General features: G+C 38.0%; 18 protein-coding genes. 17 read left to right on the top strand and 1 reads right to left on the bottom strand.

The features are described from left to right. Nucleotide 1 precedes the first annotated feature (1 nt). From rsxE to BQ7352_RS11680, 15 genes are all read left to right on the top strand, one after another. Nucleotides 2-703 carry an electron transport complex subunit RsxE gene (gene rsxE / locus BQ7352_RS11750; RefSeq protein WP_072449409.1) on the top strand — a complete coding sequence of 234 codons (702 nt, stop codon included), beginning with the start codon at nt 2-4 and terminating at the stop codon, nt 701-703. A gap of 16 nt (nt 704-719) precedes the next feature. Next, complete coding sequence (rsxA, locus tag BQ7352_RS11745; protein ID WP_072449408.1) at nt 720-1,295, top strand: electron transport complex subunit RsxA; 576 nt, start codon at nt 720-722, stop codon at nt 1,293-1,295. A 12-nt stretch (nt 1,296-1,307) separates the two neighbouring features. Then, nucleotides 1,308-2,096: an RnfABCDGE type electron transport complex subunit B gene (gene rnfB / locus BQ7352_RS11740; protein WP_072449407.1), complete on the top strand. Its 789-nt coding sequence runs from the start codon at nt 1,308-1,310 to the stop codon at nt 2,094-2,096. A gap of 106 nt (nt 2,097-2,202) precedes the next feature. Then, entirely contained in the window at nt 2,203-2,577 is a 375-nt protein-coding gene (locus BQ7352_RS11735; protein WP_072449406.1) for a NusG domain II-containing protein, read from the top strand. Nucleotides 2,578-2,591: 14 nt separating this feature from the next. Further along, a complete protein-coding gene (locus tag BQ7352_RS11730; protein ID WP_072449405.1) occupies nt 2,592-3,101 on the top strand; it encodes a Gx transporter family protein in 510 nt (169 codons plus the stop codon). Next, on the top strand, nt 3,079-3,690 hold the full coding sequence (gene ruvA / locus BQ7352_RS11725) for a Holliday junction branch migration protein RuvA (RefSeq protein WP_072449404.1): 612 nt from the start codon (nt 3,079-3,081) through the stop codon (nt 3,688-3,690). The genes BQ7352_RS11730 and ruvA overlap by 23 nt, the downstream gene beginning before the upstream one ends. 16 nt (nt 3,691-3,706) lie before the next feature. Continuing rightward, the gene (ruvB, locus tag BQ7352_RS11720) at nt 3,707-4,696 is read left to right on the top strand and encodes a Holliday junction branch migration DNA helicase RuvB (RefSeq protein ID WP_072449403.1); all 990 of its coding nucleotides are present in this window, start codon (nt 3,707-3,709) and stop codon (nt 4,694-4,696) included. 68 nt (nt 4,697-4,764) lie between these two features. After that, on the top strand, nt 4,765-5,163 hold the full coding sequence (locus BQ7352_RS11715; protein ID WP_072449402.1) for a cell division protein ZapA: 399 nt from the start codon (nt 4,765-4,767) through the stop codon (nt 5,161-5,163). An 80-nt stretch (nt 5,164-5,243) separates the two neighbouring features. Next, nucleotides 5,244-7,460 carry a U32 family peptidase gene (locus tag BQ7352_RS11710; protein WP_072449401.1) on the top strand — a complete coding sequence of 739 codons (2,217 nt, stop codon included), beginning with the start codon at nt 5,244-5,246 and terminating at the stop codon, nt 7,458-7,460. A gap of 8 nt (nt 7,461-7,468) precedes the next feature. Next, complete coding sequence (locus BQ7352_RS11705; RefSeq protein ID WP_072449400.1) at nt 7,469-8,797, top strand: FtsW/RodA/SpoVE family cell cycle protein; 1,329 nt, start codon at nt 7,469-7,471, stop codon at nt 8,795-8,797. Then, on the top strand, nt 8,766-10,271 hold the full coding sequence (locus tag BQ7352_RS11700; protein WP_072449399.1) for a peptidoglycan D,D-transpeptidase FtsI family protein: 1,506 nt from the start codon (nt 8,766-8,768) through the stop codon (nt 10,269-10,271). The genes BQ7352_RS11705 and BQ7352_RS11700 overlap by 32 nt, the downstream gene beginning before the upstream one ends. Before the next feature lie 101 nt (nt 10,272-10,372). Next, nucleotides 10,373-10,825, top strand: a complete 453-nt coding sequence (locus tag BQ7352_RS11695; protein WP_072449398.1) for an NUDIX hydrolase — start codon at nt 10,373-10,375, stop codon at nt 10,823-10,825. An 85-nt stretch (nt 10,826-10,910) separates the two neighbouring features. Beyond that, entirely contained in the window at nt 10,911-11,246 is a 336-nt protein-coding gene (locus BQ7352_RS11690; protein ID WP_072449397.1) for a hypothetical protein, read from the top strand. Between the two features lie 4 nt (nt 11,247-11,250). Beyond that, nucleotides 11,251-12,114 carry a DUF2953 domain-containing protein gene (locus BQ7352_RS14655; protein WP_072449396.1) on the top strand — a complete coding sequence of 288 codons (864 nt, stop codon included), beginning with the start codon at nt 11,251-11,253 and terminating at the stop codon, nt 12,112-12,114. 14 nt (nt 12,115-12,128) lie between these two features. After that, nucleotides 12,129-12,512 carry a GerW family sporulation protein gene (locus BQ7352_RS11680; protein ID WP_072449395.1) on the top strand — a complete coding sequence of 128 codons (384 nt, stop codon included), beginning with the start codon at nt 12,129-12,131 and terminating at the stop codon, nt 12,510-12,512. Nucleotides 12,513-12,798: 286 nt separating this feature from the next. Here BQ7352_RS11680 and rpmB read toward each other — a convergent pair whose 3' ends face one another. Then, a complete protein-coding gene (rpmB, locus tag BQ7352_RS11675; protein WP_072449394.1) occupies nt 12,799-12,987 on the bottom strand; it encodes a 50S ribosomal protein L28 in 189 nt (62 codons plus the stop codon). 175 nt (nt 12,988-13,162) lie between these two features. Between rpmB and BQ7352_RS11670 the strand changes: the two genes are divergently transcribed. Both BQ7352_RS11670 and BQ7352_RS11665 read left to right on the top strand, forming a co-directional pair. Next, the gene (locus BQ7352_RS11670; protein ID WP_004222139.1) at nt 13,163-13,519 is read left to right on the top strand and encodes an Asp23/Gls24 family envelope stress response protein; all 357 of its coding nucleotides are present in this window, start codon (nt 13,163-13,165) and stop codon (nt 13,517-13,519) included. Nucleotides 13,520-13,536: 17 nt separating this feature from the next. Next, a complete protein-coding gene (locus tag BQ7352_RS11665; protein WP_072449393.1) occupies nt 13,537-15,186 on the top strand; it encodes a DAK2 domain-containing protein in 1,650 nt (549 codons plus the stop codon). The last annotated feature ends 27 nt before the right edge of the window (nt 15,187-15,213 follow it).

Below are 15,213 nucleotides of genomic sequence, written 5' to 3'. Positions count from 1 at the left end.
TATGAAAAAGAATTCACCTGTTGAACGTCTTTATAATGGTATCATCAAAGAAAACCCGACTTTTGTCCTAGTACTTGGCATGTGTCCGACTTTAGCCGTTACTACAGCAGCAATAAACGGAATTGGTATGGGTCTTACTACAACTGTAGTTTTGGCAATGTCCAATCTGTTCATTTCTCTTTTAAGAAATGTTATTCCGGATAAAGTGCGTATGCCGGCGTATATTGTAGTCGTAGCTTCTTTTGTAACCATTGTTCAGCTTTTGCTGCAGGGATTTATTCCGGTTTTGTATGATGCACTGGGAATTTATATCCCTCTTATTGTAGTAAACTGTATTATTTTGGGAAGAGCAGAGTCTTATGCATCTAAAAATGGACCAGTGTCTTCGATCTTTGATGGAATTGGTATGGGACTTGGCTTTACACTTTCCATTACTATTCTGGCAGGTTTCCGTGAACTGATAGGAGCAGGGACTTTGTTTGGTTTTCAGATTATGCCAAAAGCTTACGAGCCGGCAACTATTTTTATTTTAGCGCCGGGAGCTTTCTTTGTTCTTGCATTTTTGGCAGCGCTTCGTGCGAAAATGCAGGAAAAGAAACCAAAAGAAGAACAAAAGCCGGTTCATTGTATGGAAGGCGGCTGTGCTTCCTGTGGCAACGAGTCTTGCAGCGGAAAATTTTATGATAATACGGTGAGAAAATAGAGGGGAGGAAACAGGAGTGAAAGAATTATTGATTATAGCTGTTGGAGCAGCAGTGGTAAATAATGTTGTTTTAAGCCAGTTTCTTGGCCTCTGCCCTTTCTTTGGAGTTTCTAAAAAAATAGAAACAGCAGCAGGAATGGGAGGAGCAGTAATCTTTGTTATTACTCTGTCTTCACTGGTAACCAGCTTGATTTATCAGTTTGTATTAAGCCCTTTGGATATGGGTTATATGCAGACTATTGTATTTATTTTAGTCATTGCGGCATTAGTTCAGTTTGTAGAAATGTTTTTGAAAAAGGCAATGCCGGCACTGTATCAGAGTTTAGGCGTATATCTTCCGCTAATTACTACAAACTGTGCAGTTTTAGGTGTAGCAGTAATCAATGTACAGAAATCTTATAATGTTTTACAGGGAACAGTAAATGGATTTGCCACAGCATTGGGATTTACGATTTCCATTGTTTTGATGGCAGGCCTTCGTGAAAAGATGGAATATAATGATGTTCCTAAATATTTCCAGGGATTTCCAATAGTGCTTCTGACTGCCGGATTAATGGCCATTGCTTTCTTTGGCTTTTCAGGAATTATTTAGGAGGTGTGAACTATGGTAACAGGAATTATCATTGCGGCAGCTCTGGTAGGCGGTGTAGGGCTTTTCATCGGAATTTTTCTGGGAGTTGCCGGAAAGAAATTTGCAGTAGAAGTAGACGAGAGAGAAATACAGGTAAGAGAAGAATTGCCTGGTAATAACTGTGGCGGCTGTGGCTTTCCGGGATGTGATGGTTTGGCAGCAGCTATTGCGAAGGGAGAAGCACCTGTTAATGCCTGTCCGGTAGGAGGGGCTGCCGTAGCTGCAAAAGTTGCGGCTATTATGGGGCAGGATGCAGGAGAAAGTATTCGTATGACCGCATTTGTCAAATGTGCCGGTGATTGTGAAAAAGCCGGTAAAAGCTATGATTATACAGGCGTAAAAGACTGCAAAATGGCAGCTTTGATGCAGAACGGAGGAGAGAAAGCCTGTTCTTACGGGTGTCTTGGATATGGTTCCTGCGTGAAAGTGTGTGGATTTGATGCTATACATATTGTTAATGGCATTGCAGTGGTAGATAAAGAGAAATGTAAGGCATGTGGAAAGTGTGTGGCAGAATGTCCGAAACATTTAATTGAATTAATTCCATATGAACAAAAACAGGCTGTGGCATGCAGTTCCAGAGAGAAGGGAAAGGCAGTGATGGGTGCCTGCGAAGTTGGCTGTATTGGCTGTCGTAAATGTGTCAAGGAGTGTCCGAATGAGGCAATTACAGTGGTGGACAATGTGGCACATATTGATTATGAGAAATGTACAAATTGCGGAAAATGTAAAGAAACTTGTCCGCGTCACATTATTTTGTAAGATAGAAATGCAAATGTATCAATCGCATATTTTGCGAACATACATTTGCATTTTTTATTTGGCTATGTTAAGATAGGACACAGAAAATGAGATAGGAGAGTAATCCATGAAAAAAAAGGATTTATTTCTAATTGGTATTCTCTTAGCAGCAGGGATTATGGGATTTGTAGTATTCAAGGGAATTCAGAAATCTGCTTCATCAAATGAACAGATACTTAAGATTTCTGTGGATGGAGAGATGTATGGAGAGTATTCTTTGAAAAATAAACAGGAAATTAAAATTGGAAATACCAATGTGTGCCAGATTGAGGAAGATGGAAGAGTTTCTATGATAGAAGCTGATTGTCCGGATCATTTGTGCGTAAAGCAGGGGAAAATTAAAGAATTCGGAGAAAGTATTGTCTGTTTGCCGAATAAAGTGGTGTTGGAAATTGTAACAGATGATGAAAAAACAGAGAAAATAGACAGTATAGCAAAATAGAAACGAGGATTTGAATGAAGAAAACAGCATATATCGGTTTGCTTTGTGCTTTGGCAATTATTTTAGGATATGTGGAAATGTTGCTTCCGGTATTTCCTTTTGCACCGGGAGTAAAGCTTGGAATTACTAATTTAGTAACTGTGTTTCTTTTGTATAGTTTTACCTATAAAGAGGCTGCCCTTGTTTCCTGTATCCGAATTGTGTGTATTGGATTTATGTTTGGAAATTTATTTTCTATTGTATATAGTCTGGCAGGAGCCTTTTTAAGCTTGCTGTGTATGACACTGGCAAAGAAAATAAAGGGCTTGTCAATGGCAGGTGTCAGTGTGATCGGAGGCGTAACACATAATATAGGACAGTTGATAATAGCAGCATTGGTGGTAGAGAGTGGAAGCGTGTTTTTTTATTTTCCGATCCTGCTTTGTGCAGGAACAATAACCGGACTTTTAATAGGAATTGTATCTTCGGAAATTTATAAGAGAATACCGGGAAGGATAGGAAATGATAGCGTATTTAAAAGGTGAAATTGTTGAGATTTTAGAGGACAGAGTAATTTTGGAAGCAGGAAATATAGGATATAATCTTTTTATGCCCATGGCAGGTGTAGATACAGTTCTGCATATAGGGGATGAAGCTAAGATTTATACTTATTTAAATGTCAGAGAAGATGCAATGCAGTTATATGGTTTTTTGACAAAAGATGATTTGAATATTTTTAAACTGTTATTAGGAGTAAATGGCATAGGACCTAAAGCTGCATTAGGTGTTTTGTCAGGGCTTTCCGCAGATGAACTGCGATTTGCTGTTTTGGCAGATGATGTAAAAACAATTTCAAAGGCACCGGGTATTGGGAAAAAAACAGCACAGAAACTGATTTTAGAATTAAAAGATAAAATGAGTCTGCAGGAAGCATTTGAATTGAAAACAGAGCATGTGCAAGAGAGTTCAGCTAACCTGGCAGGGGTTTCTGATATGAAAAAAGAAGCGGTGGAAGCATTGACTGCTCTTGGATATTCCGGGTCAGATGCCCTTCGTGCAGTAAAGCATACAGAAATTACAGAAGGCATGAACGTAGAAGATTTATTAAAGCAGGCATTGAAAAACATGTTCTAAGTAAAGAGGAAAAGTCATGGAAAAAAGAATTATTACTACAGATGTTATGGAAGAAGACCTTCGTACAGAAGGTAATTTGCGTCCTCAACTTCTGAAGGATTATATTGGACAGGAAAAAGCAAAGAAAAATCTTAAAATTTATATAGAGGCAGCAAAGCAAAGAGGAGATGCTTTAGACCATGTATTGTTTTATGGTCCTCCGGGACTTGGTAAAACAACACTGGCAGGTATTATTGCTAATGAATTAGGTGTACACATGAAAGTGACCAGTGGTCCTGCTATTGAAAAACCGGGAGAGATGGCGGCGATTTTAAATAATCTGCAGGAAAACGATGTGCTTTTTGTAGATGAAATTCACCGTCTGAACAGACAGGTGGAAGAAGTTCTCTATCCGGCCATGGAGGATTATGCTATTGATATTATGATTGGAAAAGGTGCAACAGCTCGTTCTATTCGTCTGGATTTACCGAAATTTACTTTAGTAGGAGCCACGACAAGGGCAGGACTTTTAACAGCTCCTCTCCGTGATCGATTTGGAGTGGTACATCATCTGGAATTTTATACAGAGGAAGAGCTTCAGACGATTATTATTCATTCTGCTAAGGTTTTGGGAGTGGAAATTGATCATGCAGGCGCTCTGGAAATGGCAAAACGTTCCAGAGGGACACCTCGACTTGCTAATCGTTTATTAAAGAGGGTAAGGGATTTTGCGCAGGTGAAATACGATGGAAAAATTACAAAAGAAGTGGCTGATTTTGCTATGGATCTTTTAGAAGTAGACCGTTATGGATTGGATCAGACGGACCGGCTTTTGCTTACTACGATTATTGAACGTTTTTCAGGGGGTCCGGTAGGATTGGATACTTTGTCAGCAGCTGTTGGAGAAGATGCAGGAACGATCGAAGATGTATACGAGCCGTATTTAATAAAAAATGGATTTTTGCTCCGTACTCCTAGAGGAAGAATGGTTACAGAGCTGACTTATCATCATTTGGGAATAAAATAATAGTTGTTTTTCTGGGAATTTCGATTATAATAGACAATAAGGAACGTAAGAAAAGGCGGGAGGATTAGATGGCAGTTAAGAATACAACCCAGGTGCTGATTGGAGGAAAAATCATCACTTTAAGCGGATATGAAAGTGAAGAATACCTGCAGAAGGTTGCAAATTATATGAATGGAAAGCTGACGGAGCTGGGACAGCTTCCCGGATATAACAGACAGTCACAGGAAACCAGACATACTTTGCTTAGTTTAAATATTGCAGATGATTATTTTAAAGCAAAAAGACAGGCAGAAATGTTTGAAGAAGAACTGGAAGCAAAAGACAGAGAAATGTATGATTTGAAACATGATTTAATTAATAAACAGGTAGAATTAGATGAAGTAAAAGAAAAGGCTCAGGAACAGGTACAGGAATTGCAGCAAAAAGTGGCAGAGTTAGAGAAAGAATTAGATGAGCTTTTAAAATAATAATATAGAAAAGAGTGATGGGGTGGGCAGTTGTTGTTTACCCCATTTCTATTATTTAAAAGAGAAAGGATATTGAAAGCATGAAAGCAGAATTATTGGCACCGGCAGGTTCATACGAAGGTCTGCAGGCAGTTGTAAAAGCAGGGGCAGATGCCGTTTATATTGGAGGAAGTATGTTTGGCGCCAGAGCATACGCCGATAATCCTCAACAGGATGAAATGCTGGAGGCAATTGATTATGCCCACATACATGGAAAACAGATATACCTGACAGTAAATACCCTTTTAAAGAATAAAGAGCTTTATGGGCAGCTCTATAACTTTCTGGCACCATATTATCAGCAGGGAATAGATGCTGTGATTGTGCAGGATTTAGGAGTGCTTTCTTTTCTGAAAAAAGAATTTCCAGATCTTTCTATTCACGCCAGCACACAGATGGCGGTGACAGGAGTAAAAGGAGCGGCACTTTTAAAGGAAGCAGGGGTGTCCAGGATTGTAACGGCCAGAGAATTATCTTTAAAAGAAATTCATGAAATTTACAAGGAAACAGGGATGGAAATCGAAAGCTTTGTTCATGGAGCGCTTTGTTATTGCTATTCCGGCATGTGTTTGTTCAGTAGTATGCTGGGCGGCAGAAGCGGCAACAGAGGAAGATGTGCCCAGCCTTGCCGCCTGCCATATACTGCTTATCAGGATAGACAGCAGATTAGCAGGGAGGACCAGTCTTATTTGTTAAGCCCTAAAGACATGTGTACTATTGATATTTTGCCGGAAATTTTACAGGCAGGTGTTTATTCTCTGAAAATAGAAGGCAGAATGAAGCGTCCTGAATATGCGGCAGGTGTAACTTCCGTTTACAGAAAATATTTAGATTTATATCAGAAAAATCCGGAAAAATATGAGGTTGTACAAGAGGATAAACAGATGCTTCTTGATTTGTATCAAAGAGATGGATTTAATCAGGGGTATTATCATTCTCATAATGGGAAAGAAATGATGGCCGTAGTAAATCAGAAAGAACAGAATAAAAAGCAGAAAATTGCAGGGAAAAGAAATGAAGTCCTTTTTGAGCAGTTAAAGAAGGAATATTTGGACACAAAAAAACAAGAAAAAATTAATGGGAATTTTATCCTTTTTGCTAATTCTCCTGCTATACTGGATTTAGACTTTCAGGATATTCATATTCAGGTTCAGGGGGAAACAGTAGAGGAAGCTTTGAAGCAGCCTTTGTCAGCAGATAGAGTAGAAAAGCAAATGCGAAAAACAGGACAGACACCATTTGTGTTTGATGCTTTAGATATTATGACAGATGAAGCAGGATTTCTGCCCATGCAGAGCATCAATGAATTGAGAAGAAGGGGATTAGAGGAACTTCAGAAAGAGATTTTAAAGAAATATCGTAGATCATTGCCTGAGAAGGAAGAAGAAAACAGAGAAAAAAATTATAACTCATTTGAAAAAACTCCTGATTTTTATGCTTCTGTGGAAACAAGAGGTCAGTTAGAAGCTGTACTGGAAGAACAGGGAATAAAAGGGGTGTATTGTCAGATTTCCATGTTTAATAGAAAACAGTTAGGAAAAGAAATTTCAGAGACAATACATCAGGTTCATGAAAGGGGAAAAGAGTTTTATCTGGCTCTGCCCTATATGTTAAGAGATGGTCAGCTTGCAGATGTGGAACAAGAATTGAAAAAAGCTGGGGAGCAATGTGAGGGATTTTTGGTAAGAAATCTGGAAGAGCTGGGCTGCTTATCGGGAATGGGGCTTTTAAAGAAGGCAGTTACAGACTATTCAGTATATACGTTTAATGATAATGCAAAGAATACTTTAGACGAGTTAGGAGTGATGCGTACTACTGTGCCGCTGGAATTGAACGGAAAGGAAATTCATGGAAGGGATAATGAGAAAAGTGAGATGATTATATATGGCTATTATCCTATGATGATATCGGCTCAGTGTATTAAAAAAACTTGTGGTAAATGTGATAAAAAAAGCAGCCTTGTACAGTTGAAAGACCGTTATGGAAAACAATTTACGACAAAAACTTTTTGCGATTTCTGTTATAATGTGATTTACAACAGTGTTCCTACAGGATTGTTGGAAGAGGCGCAGCAGATTTTGGGAGAAGGGTTTGAGACTTTAAGACTGAATTTTACCATTGAAACAAAAGAAGAAGTGAAAAATCTGTTGGATATTTTTATCCGGACTTATAAAGTAGAAAATAAAGATGTGAAAAAGAAAAAACCAAAAGAAAAGCCGGAGTTTACAAAAGGGCATTTTAAAAGAGGGGTAGAGTAGGTGAACAAGTGTTAAATTTAATTATTGAACTTTCAAAATATTTGTTATTAATTCTTATTGTTCTGTATACGTTTGAGAGTTTTACTGTTTTTAAATATGAAGACGATTATGACAAACGTTATATTTTAAGAAAGCAGCTTTTATTAATTGTATTTCTGGATTTTACTGCCTTTTTGGTTATTTTCCTGAAAACGGAGAAGGTAGAGATTATTTATCTTTTTGGAGCGCTGCTGTTGTATTTGATTGTTGTACAGGCATTGTATCGTATTTTTTATAAAAAGGCATCCATCTTGCTTTTAAATCATATGTGTATGCTGCTGTCTATTGGATTTATCATGCTTTCCAGACTGGCTCCTGAGTCTGCCATTCGACAGTTTGCTATTGTAGCAGCTGCTACTGTGATTGCCATGGTTATACCAATTATGATTAAAAAAATGTATTTTTTGAAGAATTGGACATGGTTTTATGCTGCATTGGGATTGGGACTTTTGCTCATTGTACTGATTTTCGGTAAAAATGTGAATGGTGCGAAAATTAATATTGATCTTGGCTTTTTTGTATTTCAGCCATCTGAGTTTGTAAAGATTATTTTTGTGTTTTTTGTAGCAAGTCGTTTGTACCGAAAAAGTGCTACTTTTAGAGATCATGTAATTACAACTATTATTGCGGCGGTTTATGTACTGACTTTGGTACTTTCCAGAGATTTAGGAAGTGCGGTGGTGTTTTTTATTACGTATGTGGTTATGCTTTATGTGGCTACCAAAAAACCATTTTATCTTTTTGCCGGCTTAGGAAGCGGATGTGCGGCAGCGGTTATTGCCTATTTCCTTTTCTCACATGTAAGACAAAGGGTAGTTGCCTGGAAAGCTCCTTTTAGTGTTTATGAGGGAGCCGGATTTCAGATTGTACAGGGATTATTTGCTATTGGAGCCGGCGGATGGTTTGGTATGGGACTTTGTCAGGGGTCTCCGGAAATGATACCTTTTGTAAAACAGGACTATATGTTTGCGGCAATTTGCGAAGAGCTGGGAGGATTATTTGCAATCTGTCTGATTTTAATCTGTATGAGTATGTTTCTTTTGGTTGTTAATATCTCTTTGCGAATTAAAAAGAGATTTTATAAACTGATTGCTTTGGGACTGGGAACAGAATATGCTTTTCAGGTATTTCTTACAATTGGCGGCGTAAGTAAATTCATTCCCATGACAGGAATTACATTACCCTTAGTCAGCTATGGAGGCAGTTCTGTATTGAGTACTATTATTATGCTGGCAATTATACAGGGATTGTATATTTTAAGAGAAGATGAGGATGAGGAAATTGAAAGACAAAAATAAAAAGAGCGCAAAAAAATCTCAAAGAGATGAAGAAATTATGAAGAAAAAGCGCAAAAAAGCAAAACGTTCCAAAAACAAAGAATATACGATTATCAGCTATTTCTTTGTGGTTATTTTTATATCTTTGATTGGATATATGGTGTATTTTAATGTGGTAAAAAGGGAAGATGTAATCAGCAGTCCTTATAATACTCGTCAAAATCAGCTGGCAGACAGGATTACAAGAGGGAAAATTTTATCTTCCGATGGGCAGACACTTGCCTATACAGAAACAGATGAAGAGGGGAATGAAACAAGAGTTTACCCTTATGGAAATAAATTTGCCCATGTAGTCGGATATGACTGTAATGGGAAAAACGGTATTGAAGCTCTTGCCAATTTTTCTTTGATGTCATCACATAATAATTACATTGAACAGGTAAAAAATGAAATTCTGGAAAATAAAAATCCGGGAGACAGTGTGGTTACTACCCTTAACACAAAATTGCAGGAGGCAGCCTATAATGCCCTTGGTTCTTACAATGGTGCGGTAGTTGTGTTAGATCCGAAGACAGGAGCTGTACTAGTTTCTGTAAGCAAACCGGATTTTAATCCGAATACAGTAGAGGCAGACTGGGATACTTTAGTAAACGACTCTGCAAACAGCAGTCTTTTAAACAGAGCTACACAGGGAGCTTATCCACCGGGGTCTATTTTTAAAGTGGTGGATGCGTTGGCATATCTGCGCGAACATGGAACCATTGATGGATTTTCTTATAATTGTAAGGGAAGCATCACGGTAGATGACCATAAAATCCCATGTTTTGGTGGCGAAGTCCATGGTTCAGAAGACTTTACAAAGGCATTTGCAAAATCCTGTAATACGGCATTTACACAAATTGGTCTTGATTTAGGAGCAGAAAAACTGCAAAAAACAGCAGAAAGCCTGCTTTTTAACAGTAAGCTTCCAATTCCGTTAGAATATAATAAAAGCAAATTTGAGCTTGGAAAGGCTCCGGGAAATCCATTGCTGATGCAGACGGCCATTGGACAGGGAAATACACTGGTATCTCCTATGCACATGGCAATGATTACCAGTGCTATTGCCAATGATGGAAAGCTTATGAAACCTTATTATATAGAAAAGGTGGAGACGGTAAGCGGACAGACGGTAGAGACCACAAAGCCTTCTGTTTACAAAGAGCTTATGAGTGAGGAAGAAGCCGGAGTGTTGAAAACATTGATGGAAGAAGTTGTAAAAAGCGGTACGGCAACAAAACTCTCAGGAGAAAGTTATTCTGCAGCAGGAAAGACAGGCTCTGCAGAATATACCGGAAGTGATGGAAAAATAAAGACGCATTCCTGGTTTATTGGATTTTCAAACGTAGAAGATCCGGACCTGGCCATTGCAGTAATTGCAGAAGGTGCAGGAACGGGAAGTAAGGTTGCGGTTCCTGTGGCACATCAGGTGTTTAATTCTTTTTATTATAATTAGTGGCTGTAAATTTCTTGCACCTGTGGAAAAAAAGAGGTATACTACCAATAAAGAAACACAACGCGGACATTTTATATGTCTTAAGCAGGAGGAAGTGCAATATGATTGAAGCAACGAGCTGTGGCGGAGTGGTAATATATCGAGGCAAAATACTGACCTTGTATAAGTCTTATAAGCACAAATATGAAGGTTGGGTGTTGCCAAAAGGAACGGTAGAAAAGGGCGAAGACTATAAGGATACAGCTCTGCGGGAAGTGAAAGAAGAAGCAGGAGTGTCGGCCAACATCATTAAGTATGTAGGAAAGAGTCAATATAGTTTTTGTGTGCCGGAAGATGTAGTGGAAAAAGATGTACATTGGTATTTGATGTCTGCCAATAGCTACTACAGCAGGCCGCAAAGAGAAGAATATTTTGTGGATTCCGGTTTTTACAAATTCCATGAAGCTTACCATCTGTTACGTTTTTCAAATGAAAAGCAGATTTTGGAAAAGGCTTATAGTGAATACCTGGATTTGAAAAAAGCAAATCTTTGGGGGAACAGAAAGTATTTCTAAGTAAGCATGGAAAAAGAGGATTGTCGTATTAAGCAATGCAGAGCTTCTTGCGACAGCCTCTTTTTAAAATATAGGAGTGGAAAATATGTTGAACTGGTATAAAAAACTCTACGTTGGCGATAATGCAAAAAAGAAGAAAAGACAACTGATGCATAAAATCAATACAGGGATAGGAGTGTTTGACGTGTATTTAATTACTTTTGCCTGTAATCCTGATAATCAGTTGGAAATCTTTTCAGCTAATGAGTTGAAGCAGAAAGCCAGAAGGAAATACTGTCCCATGATTATCGGTCTGTGTTGCGGTTATGAGGAAGCGTTAGAGATGACAAGAGCATTGGTAGAAGAAGCATACAGAGAAACAGGAATTCCTGATGTGAGAAAGTGGCTGGAAAATAAGATAAAACAGGAAGGCAGCAGGTGAGAGAATGGCGGTGCTACATATTTTGTTAGGAATTTTAAAAATAGCAGGTATTCTTCTGGAAATTCTTTTAGGAATTTTGTTATTGGCAGTGTGCTGTCTGCTTTTTTGCCCTGTTGTTTATCAGGGAGCTGGGGAGAAAAATCAGGACAGTATGAAAGGAAATTTGAAAATTTCCTGGCTGTTTCATGGGATTTCCTTAAAAATATGGTATGAGGAAGGGATACATTATTCCATGCGGCTGATGGGTATTCCTGTAGAACGTTTAAAAGGTATTTTTAAAAAGCGAACAGGGAAAAAAAAGGAAAAGAAGCAGACGAAAGAGCTTACTGCAGTACAGGAAAACGGACAGGATATTGAAAGAAGGGAATATACAGGGCAGGGAGCAAAAGAAGCCATTCAAAAGGAAATAAGAGAGGCGGAAAAAGCATCTTCCTCAAAAAAGAAAATCAAAGGAAAAAGATTAAGAGAGTCTTTTCAGAATTTTTGGTTAACATTAAGAAGAACTTATGATAAGATAAAAAAAATAAAGAAACTTTTGAAATCAGAACAAGTCAGACGGACAAAAATATGGTTAATAAAGGAAATAAAGGCTTTGATTTTTCATATAAAACCTGGAAAGCTAAAAGGGAATATTCGGTTTGGAATGGAAGATCCCTGTCTGACAGGCGAAATTCTGGCGGCTGCCGGTGTATTTTATCCGCTGTATGGGGAATATTTTACAATAGAGCCCTTTTTTGAAAAAAAGATTTTAGAAGGAGAAGTGTCTTTTCGAGGCAGGATTTATGGAATATACTTTGCGCTTCTTGCATGGCGTGCATTTCAAAACAGAGATATTCGTTTTATTATAAAAAAATTTAAGTATCTTTAAGGAGGAAACAGGATATGGCTTCAGAAAATAATTTTCAGACAACGGTAGAATCATTGTTTAAAGGAATGGATAGCTTTATTACTACAAAAACTGTAGTAGGAGAGGCAATTACCGTAGGTGAAACAATTATACTTCCATTGGTAGATGTTTCTTTTGCAGTGGGTGCCGGTGCTTTTTCCGGTGAAAAAAAGAATAATGGCGGAGGCGGAATGGGAGGAAAAGTCTCTCCAAGTGCTGTGCTGGTGATTTCTAACGGTATGACAAAATTGGTAAATATTAAAAATCAGGATGGCCTTACAAAAATTCTTGATATGGTTCCGGACTTTCTGAATAAATTTTCAGAAGGGAAAAAAGAACAGGAAACAGAAAAGGCCAATCCTTCCACAGAGGAAGAATAAAAGGAAGAGCTGCTGCAGGTAATCTGCAGCGGCTTTTTGCATATACTATAATAAAGAGAAAAGAGGAAGGAAAAGAGATGAGTCGTGTATGCGGACTATTTTTATTCGGAATCGGGATTGGATTATTTTTGGCACTTATTTTCCCTAAATCTCTTTTTATGATAATTATTGCAGTTTTATGTTTGCTGGTGGGGTATAATTTGTTTTGCAGTTGTTTATAATTTCCTATGAAATAAAAAACAGACCTTGTCAATAGGACAAGGTCTGTTGATGTGTCAATCAGTAATTAAGCTCTTTCAACTTTACCGCTTCGTAAGCAGGAAGTACAAACATACATTTTTTTTGCGTTTCCGCCTTCTGCTTTAACTCTTACAGATTTAATGTTGGATTTCCACATTTTGTTTGATCTTCTATGAGAATGGCTCACGTTGTTTCCGAAATGAGCACCTTTTTCACAAATTGCGCACTTTGCCATGGTAGCACCTCCTTAGAAATATAATAAGTCTGTATAACAAACTCACAACATAGCTTATTTTAGCAGATGATATTTGTTTTTGCAAGTAAAATTATAAAAAAATTAAATTATTATTTCGTTTTTGGAAAAGATATGTTAGAATAGCATATATAAAAAAGTATGGAGGTATCCGTGCATGAATGGATTTGTTGATACAGGATTAGGAAAAATTACAATTGATACTGATGTAATTGCAACTTATGCAGGCAGCGTAGCAGTGGAATGTTTTGGAATTGTGGGCATGGCTGCTGTAAGTATGAAAGATGGCCTTGTAAAGCTGTTAAAGAAAGACAGCCTGAAACACGGCATTAATGTCATGATTGCAGATAATAAGATTACGCTGGAGTTTCACGTTATTGTGGCTTACGGGGTAAGTATTTCTGCTATGGCTGATAATTTAATCAGCAATGTAAAATACAAAGTAGAAGAATTTACAGGCTTGACTATTGAGAAAATAAATATCCTTGTAGAAGGCGTAAGAGTAATTGATTAATAAGGAGGAAACTTGTTTTGAATACCAATACCGTTGATGCGAAAATGCTTGGCCGGATGTTCCTTTCCGGAGCAAAAAATCTGGAGGCAAAGAAAGAGTGGATAAATGAATTAAATGTTTTCCCTGTGCCGGATGGCGATACAGGAACCAACATGACACTGACTATTATGGCGGCAGCGTCTGAGGTAAGTGCATTATCAGATCCTACTATGAAAACTCTGGCGAAAGCAATATCTTCCGGTTCTTTAAGAGGAGCAAGAGGAAACTCCGGTGTTATTCTTTCACAGCTTTTAAGAGGATTTACGAAATCAATTGAACATCACGAACATGTAGATGCCATGGCATTTGCAAGAGCTTTTGAGAAAGGTGTGGAAACTGCTTATAAAGCAGTTATGAAGCCAAAAGAAGGTACGATTTTAACTGTGGCAAAAGGAGCGGCAGTAAAAGCTCTGGAAATTGCAGAGGACAGTGAAAATCTGGAAACATTTTTTGCAGATGTAATTGCAGAAGCAGAGGCAGTTCTTTCAAGAACTCCGGAAATGCTTCCTGTTTTAAAAGAAGCAGGGGTTGTAGACTCTGGCGGACAGGGACTTTTGGAAGTCTTAAAGGGTGCTTTTGATGGGTATATGGGCAAAGAAATCGATATGAATTTCGAAAAGCCGGCTCACGCAGTGATGAGTAAGCCAATGTCCGCAGAAGAAAGTGATATTAAATTTGGTTATTGTACAGAATTTATTATTATGCTGGAAAAAGAATTCCCTGAAAAAGAAGAAAAAGCTTTTAAAGAATATCTGTTATCCATTGGTGATTCTTTGGTAGTAGTGGCAGATGATGAAATTGTAAAGGTGCATGTACATACCAATGCGCCTGGTGACGCAATTCAGAAAGCTTTGACTTACGGACAGCTTTCCAACATGAAAATTGATAATATGCGTTTAGAACACCATGAACGTTTAATTAAAGATGCTGAGAAAGTAGCTGCAAATCAGGCAAAAGCAGAACCGGAAAAAGAAGTTGGATTTATTTCCGTATCTGTAGGCGAAGGTATGGGAGAAATTTTCCGTGAACTGGGAGCAGATTATCTCATTGAAGGCGGACAGACAATGAACCCAAGTACGGAAGATGTGCTTCAGGCAATTTCTCATGTAAATGCAAAAAATATATTTATTTTCCCGAATAATAAAAATATTATTCTGGCTGCAAATCAGGCAAGAGATTTGACAGAGGATAAAAACATTATTGTTATTCCTACAAAGACTATTCCTCAGGGTATTACAGCGTTGATTTCTTATGTACCGGATAAGACTGTAGAACAAAATACAGAGGAAATGTTAGAAGCCATGACACATGTAAAAACCGGTCAGATAACTTATGCAGTACGTGATACAAAGATTGACGACAAAGAAATTCGTCAGGGCGATATCATGGGTATTGGCGACAAAGGGATTTTAGCAGTTGGACAGGGTATCGAAGACATTACAGTAGAAACTCTGAAAGAGATGGTAGATGAAGATACAGAAATTATCAGCATTTATTATGGCGCTGATGTTACAGAGGAAGATGCTGAAGCGTTATGTGAGCGTCTTGAGAAATTATATCCTGACTTTGATGTGGAAATCAATCAGGGCGGACAGCCGATTTATTACTACGTAGTTTCTGTAGAATAAGAGATGAACAGAGGAGCTGTTGGGGTT

Origin of the sequence: Blautia sp. Marseille-P3201T (assembly GCF_900120295.1) — a bacterium.
GTDB lineage: Bacteria > Bacillota > Clostridia > Lachnospirales > Lachnospiraceae > Blautia.
The sequence above is the reverse complement of the archived record's forward strand: the minus strand, read 5'-3'. Positions and strand labels throughout refer to the sequence as shown.

Excerpts from the sequence above, each read along its gene's own strand:
- BQ7352_RS11690 (WP_072449397.1), top strand. The coding sequence starts at position 10,911 with ATGTTGAACTGGTATAAAAAACTCTACGTTGGCGATAATGCAAAAAAG.
- rsxE (WP_072449409.1), top strand. The coding sequence starts at position 2 with ATGAAAAAGAATTCACCTGTTGAACGTCTTTATAATGGTATCATCAAA.
- rpmB (WP_072449394.1), bottom strand. The coding sequence starts at position 12,987 with ATGGCAAAGTGCGCAATTTGTGAAAAAGGTGCTCATTTCGGAAACAAC.
- ruvA (WP_072449404.1), top strand. The coding sequence starts at position 3,079 with ATGATAGCGTATTTAAAAGGTGAAATTGTTGAGATTTTAGAGGACAGA.
- BQ7352_RS11730 (WP_072449405.1), top strand. The coding sequence starts at position 2,592 with ATGAAGAAAACAGCATATATCGGTTTGCTTTGTGCTTTGGCAATTATT.
- BQ7352_RS11680 (WP_072449395.1), top strand. The coding sequence starts at position 12,129 with ATGGCTTCAGAAAATAATTTTCAGACAACGGTAGAATCATTGTTTAAA.
- BQ7352_RS11710 (WP_072449401.1), top strand. The coding sequence starts at position 5,244 with ATGAAAGCAGAATTATTGGCACCGGCAGGTTCATACGAAGGTCTGCAG.
- BQ7352_RS14655 (WP_072449396.1), top strand. The coding sequence starts at position 11,251 with ATGGCGGTGCTACATATTTTGTTAGGAATTTTAAAAATAGCAGGTATT.
- BQ7352_RS11715 (WP_072449402.1), top strand. The coding sequence starts at position 4,765 with ATGGCAGTTAAGAATACAACCCAGGTGCTGATTGGAGGAAAAATCATC.
- rnfB (WP_072449407.1), top strand. The coding sequence starts at position 1,308 with ATGGTAACAGGAATTATCATTGCGGCAGCTCTGGTAGGCGGTGTAGGG.
- BQ7352_RS11695 (WP_072449398.1), top strand. The coding sequence starts at position 10,373 with ATGATTGAAGCAACGAGCTGTGGCGGAGTGGTAATATATCGAGGCAAA.
- BQ7352_RS11670 (WP_004222139.1), top strand. The coding sequence starts at position 13,163 with ATGAATGGATTTGTTGATACAGGATTAGGAAAAATTACAATTGATACT.
- ruvB (WP_072449403.1), top strand. The coding sequence starts at position 3,707 with ATGGAAAAAAGAATTATTACTACAGATGTTATGGAAGAAGACCTTCGT.
- BQ7352_RS11700 (WP_072449399.1), top strand. The coding sequence starts at position 8,766 with ATGAGGATGAGGAAATTGAAAGACAAAAATAAAAAGAGCGCAAAAAAA.
- BQ7352_RS11735 (WP_072449406.1), top strand. The coding sequence starts at position 2,203 with ATGAAAAAAAAGGATTTATTTCTAATTGGTATTCTCTTAGCAGCAGGG.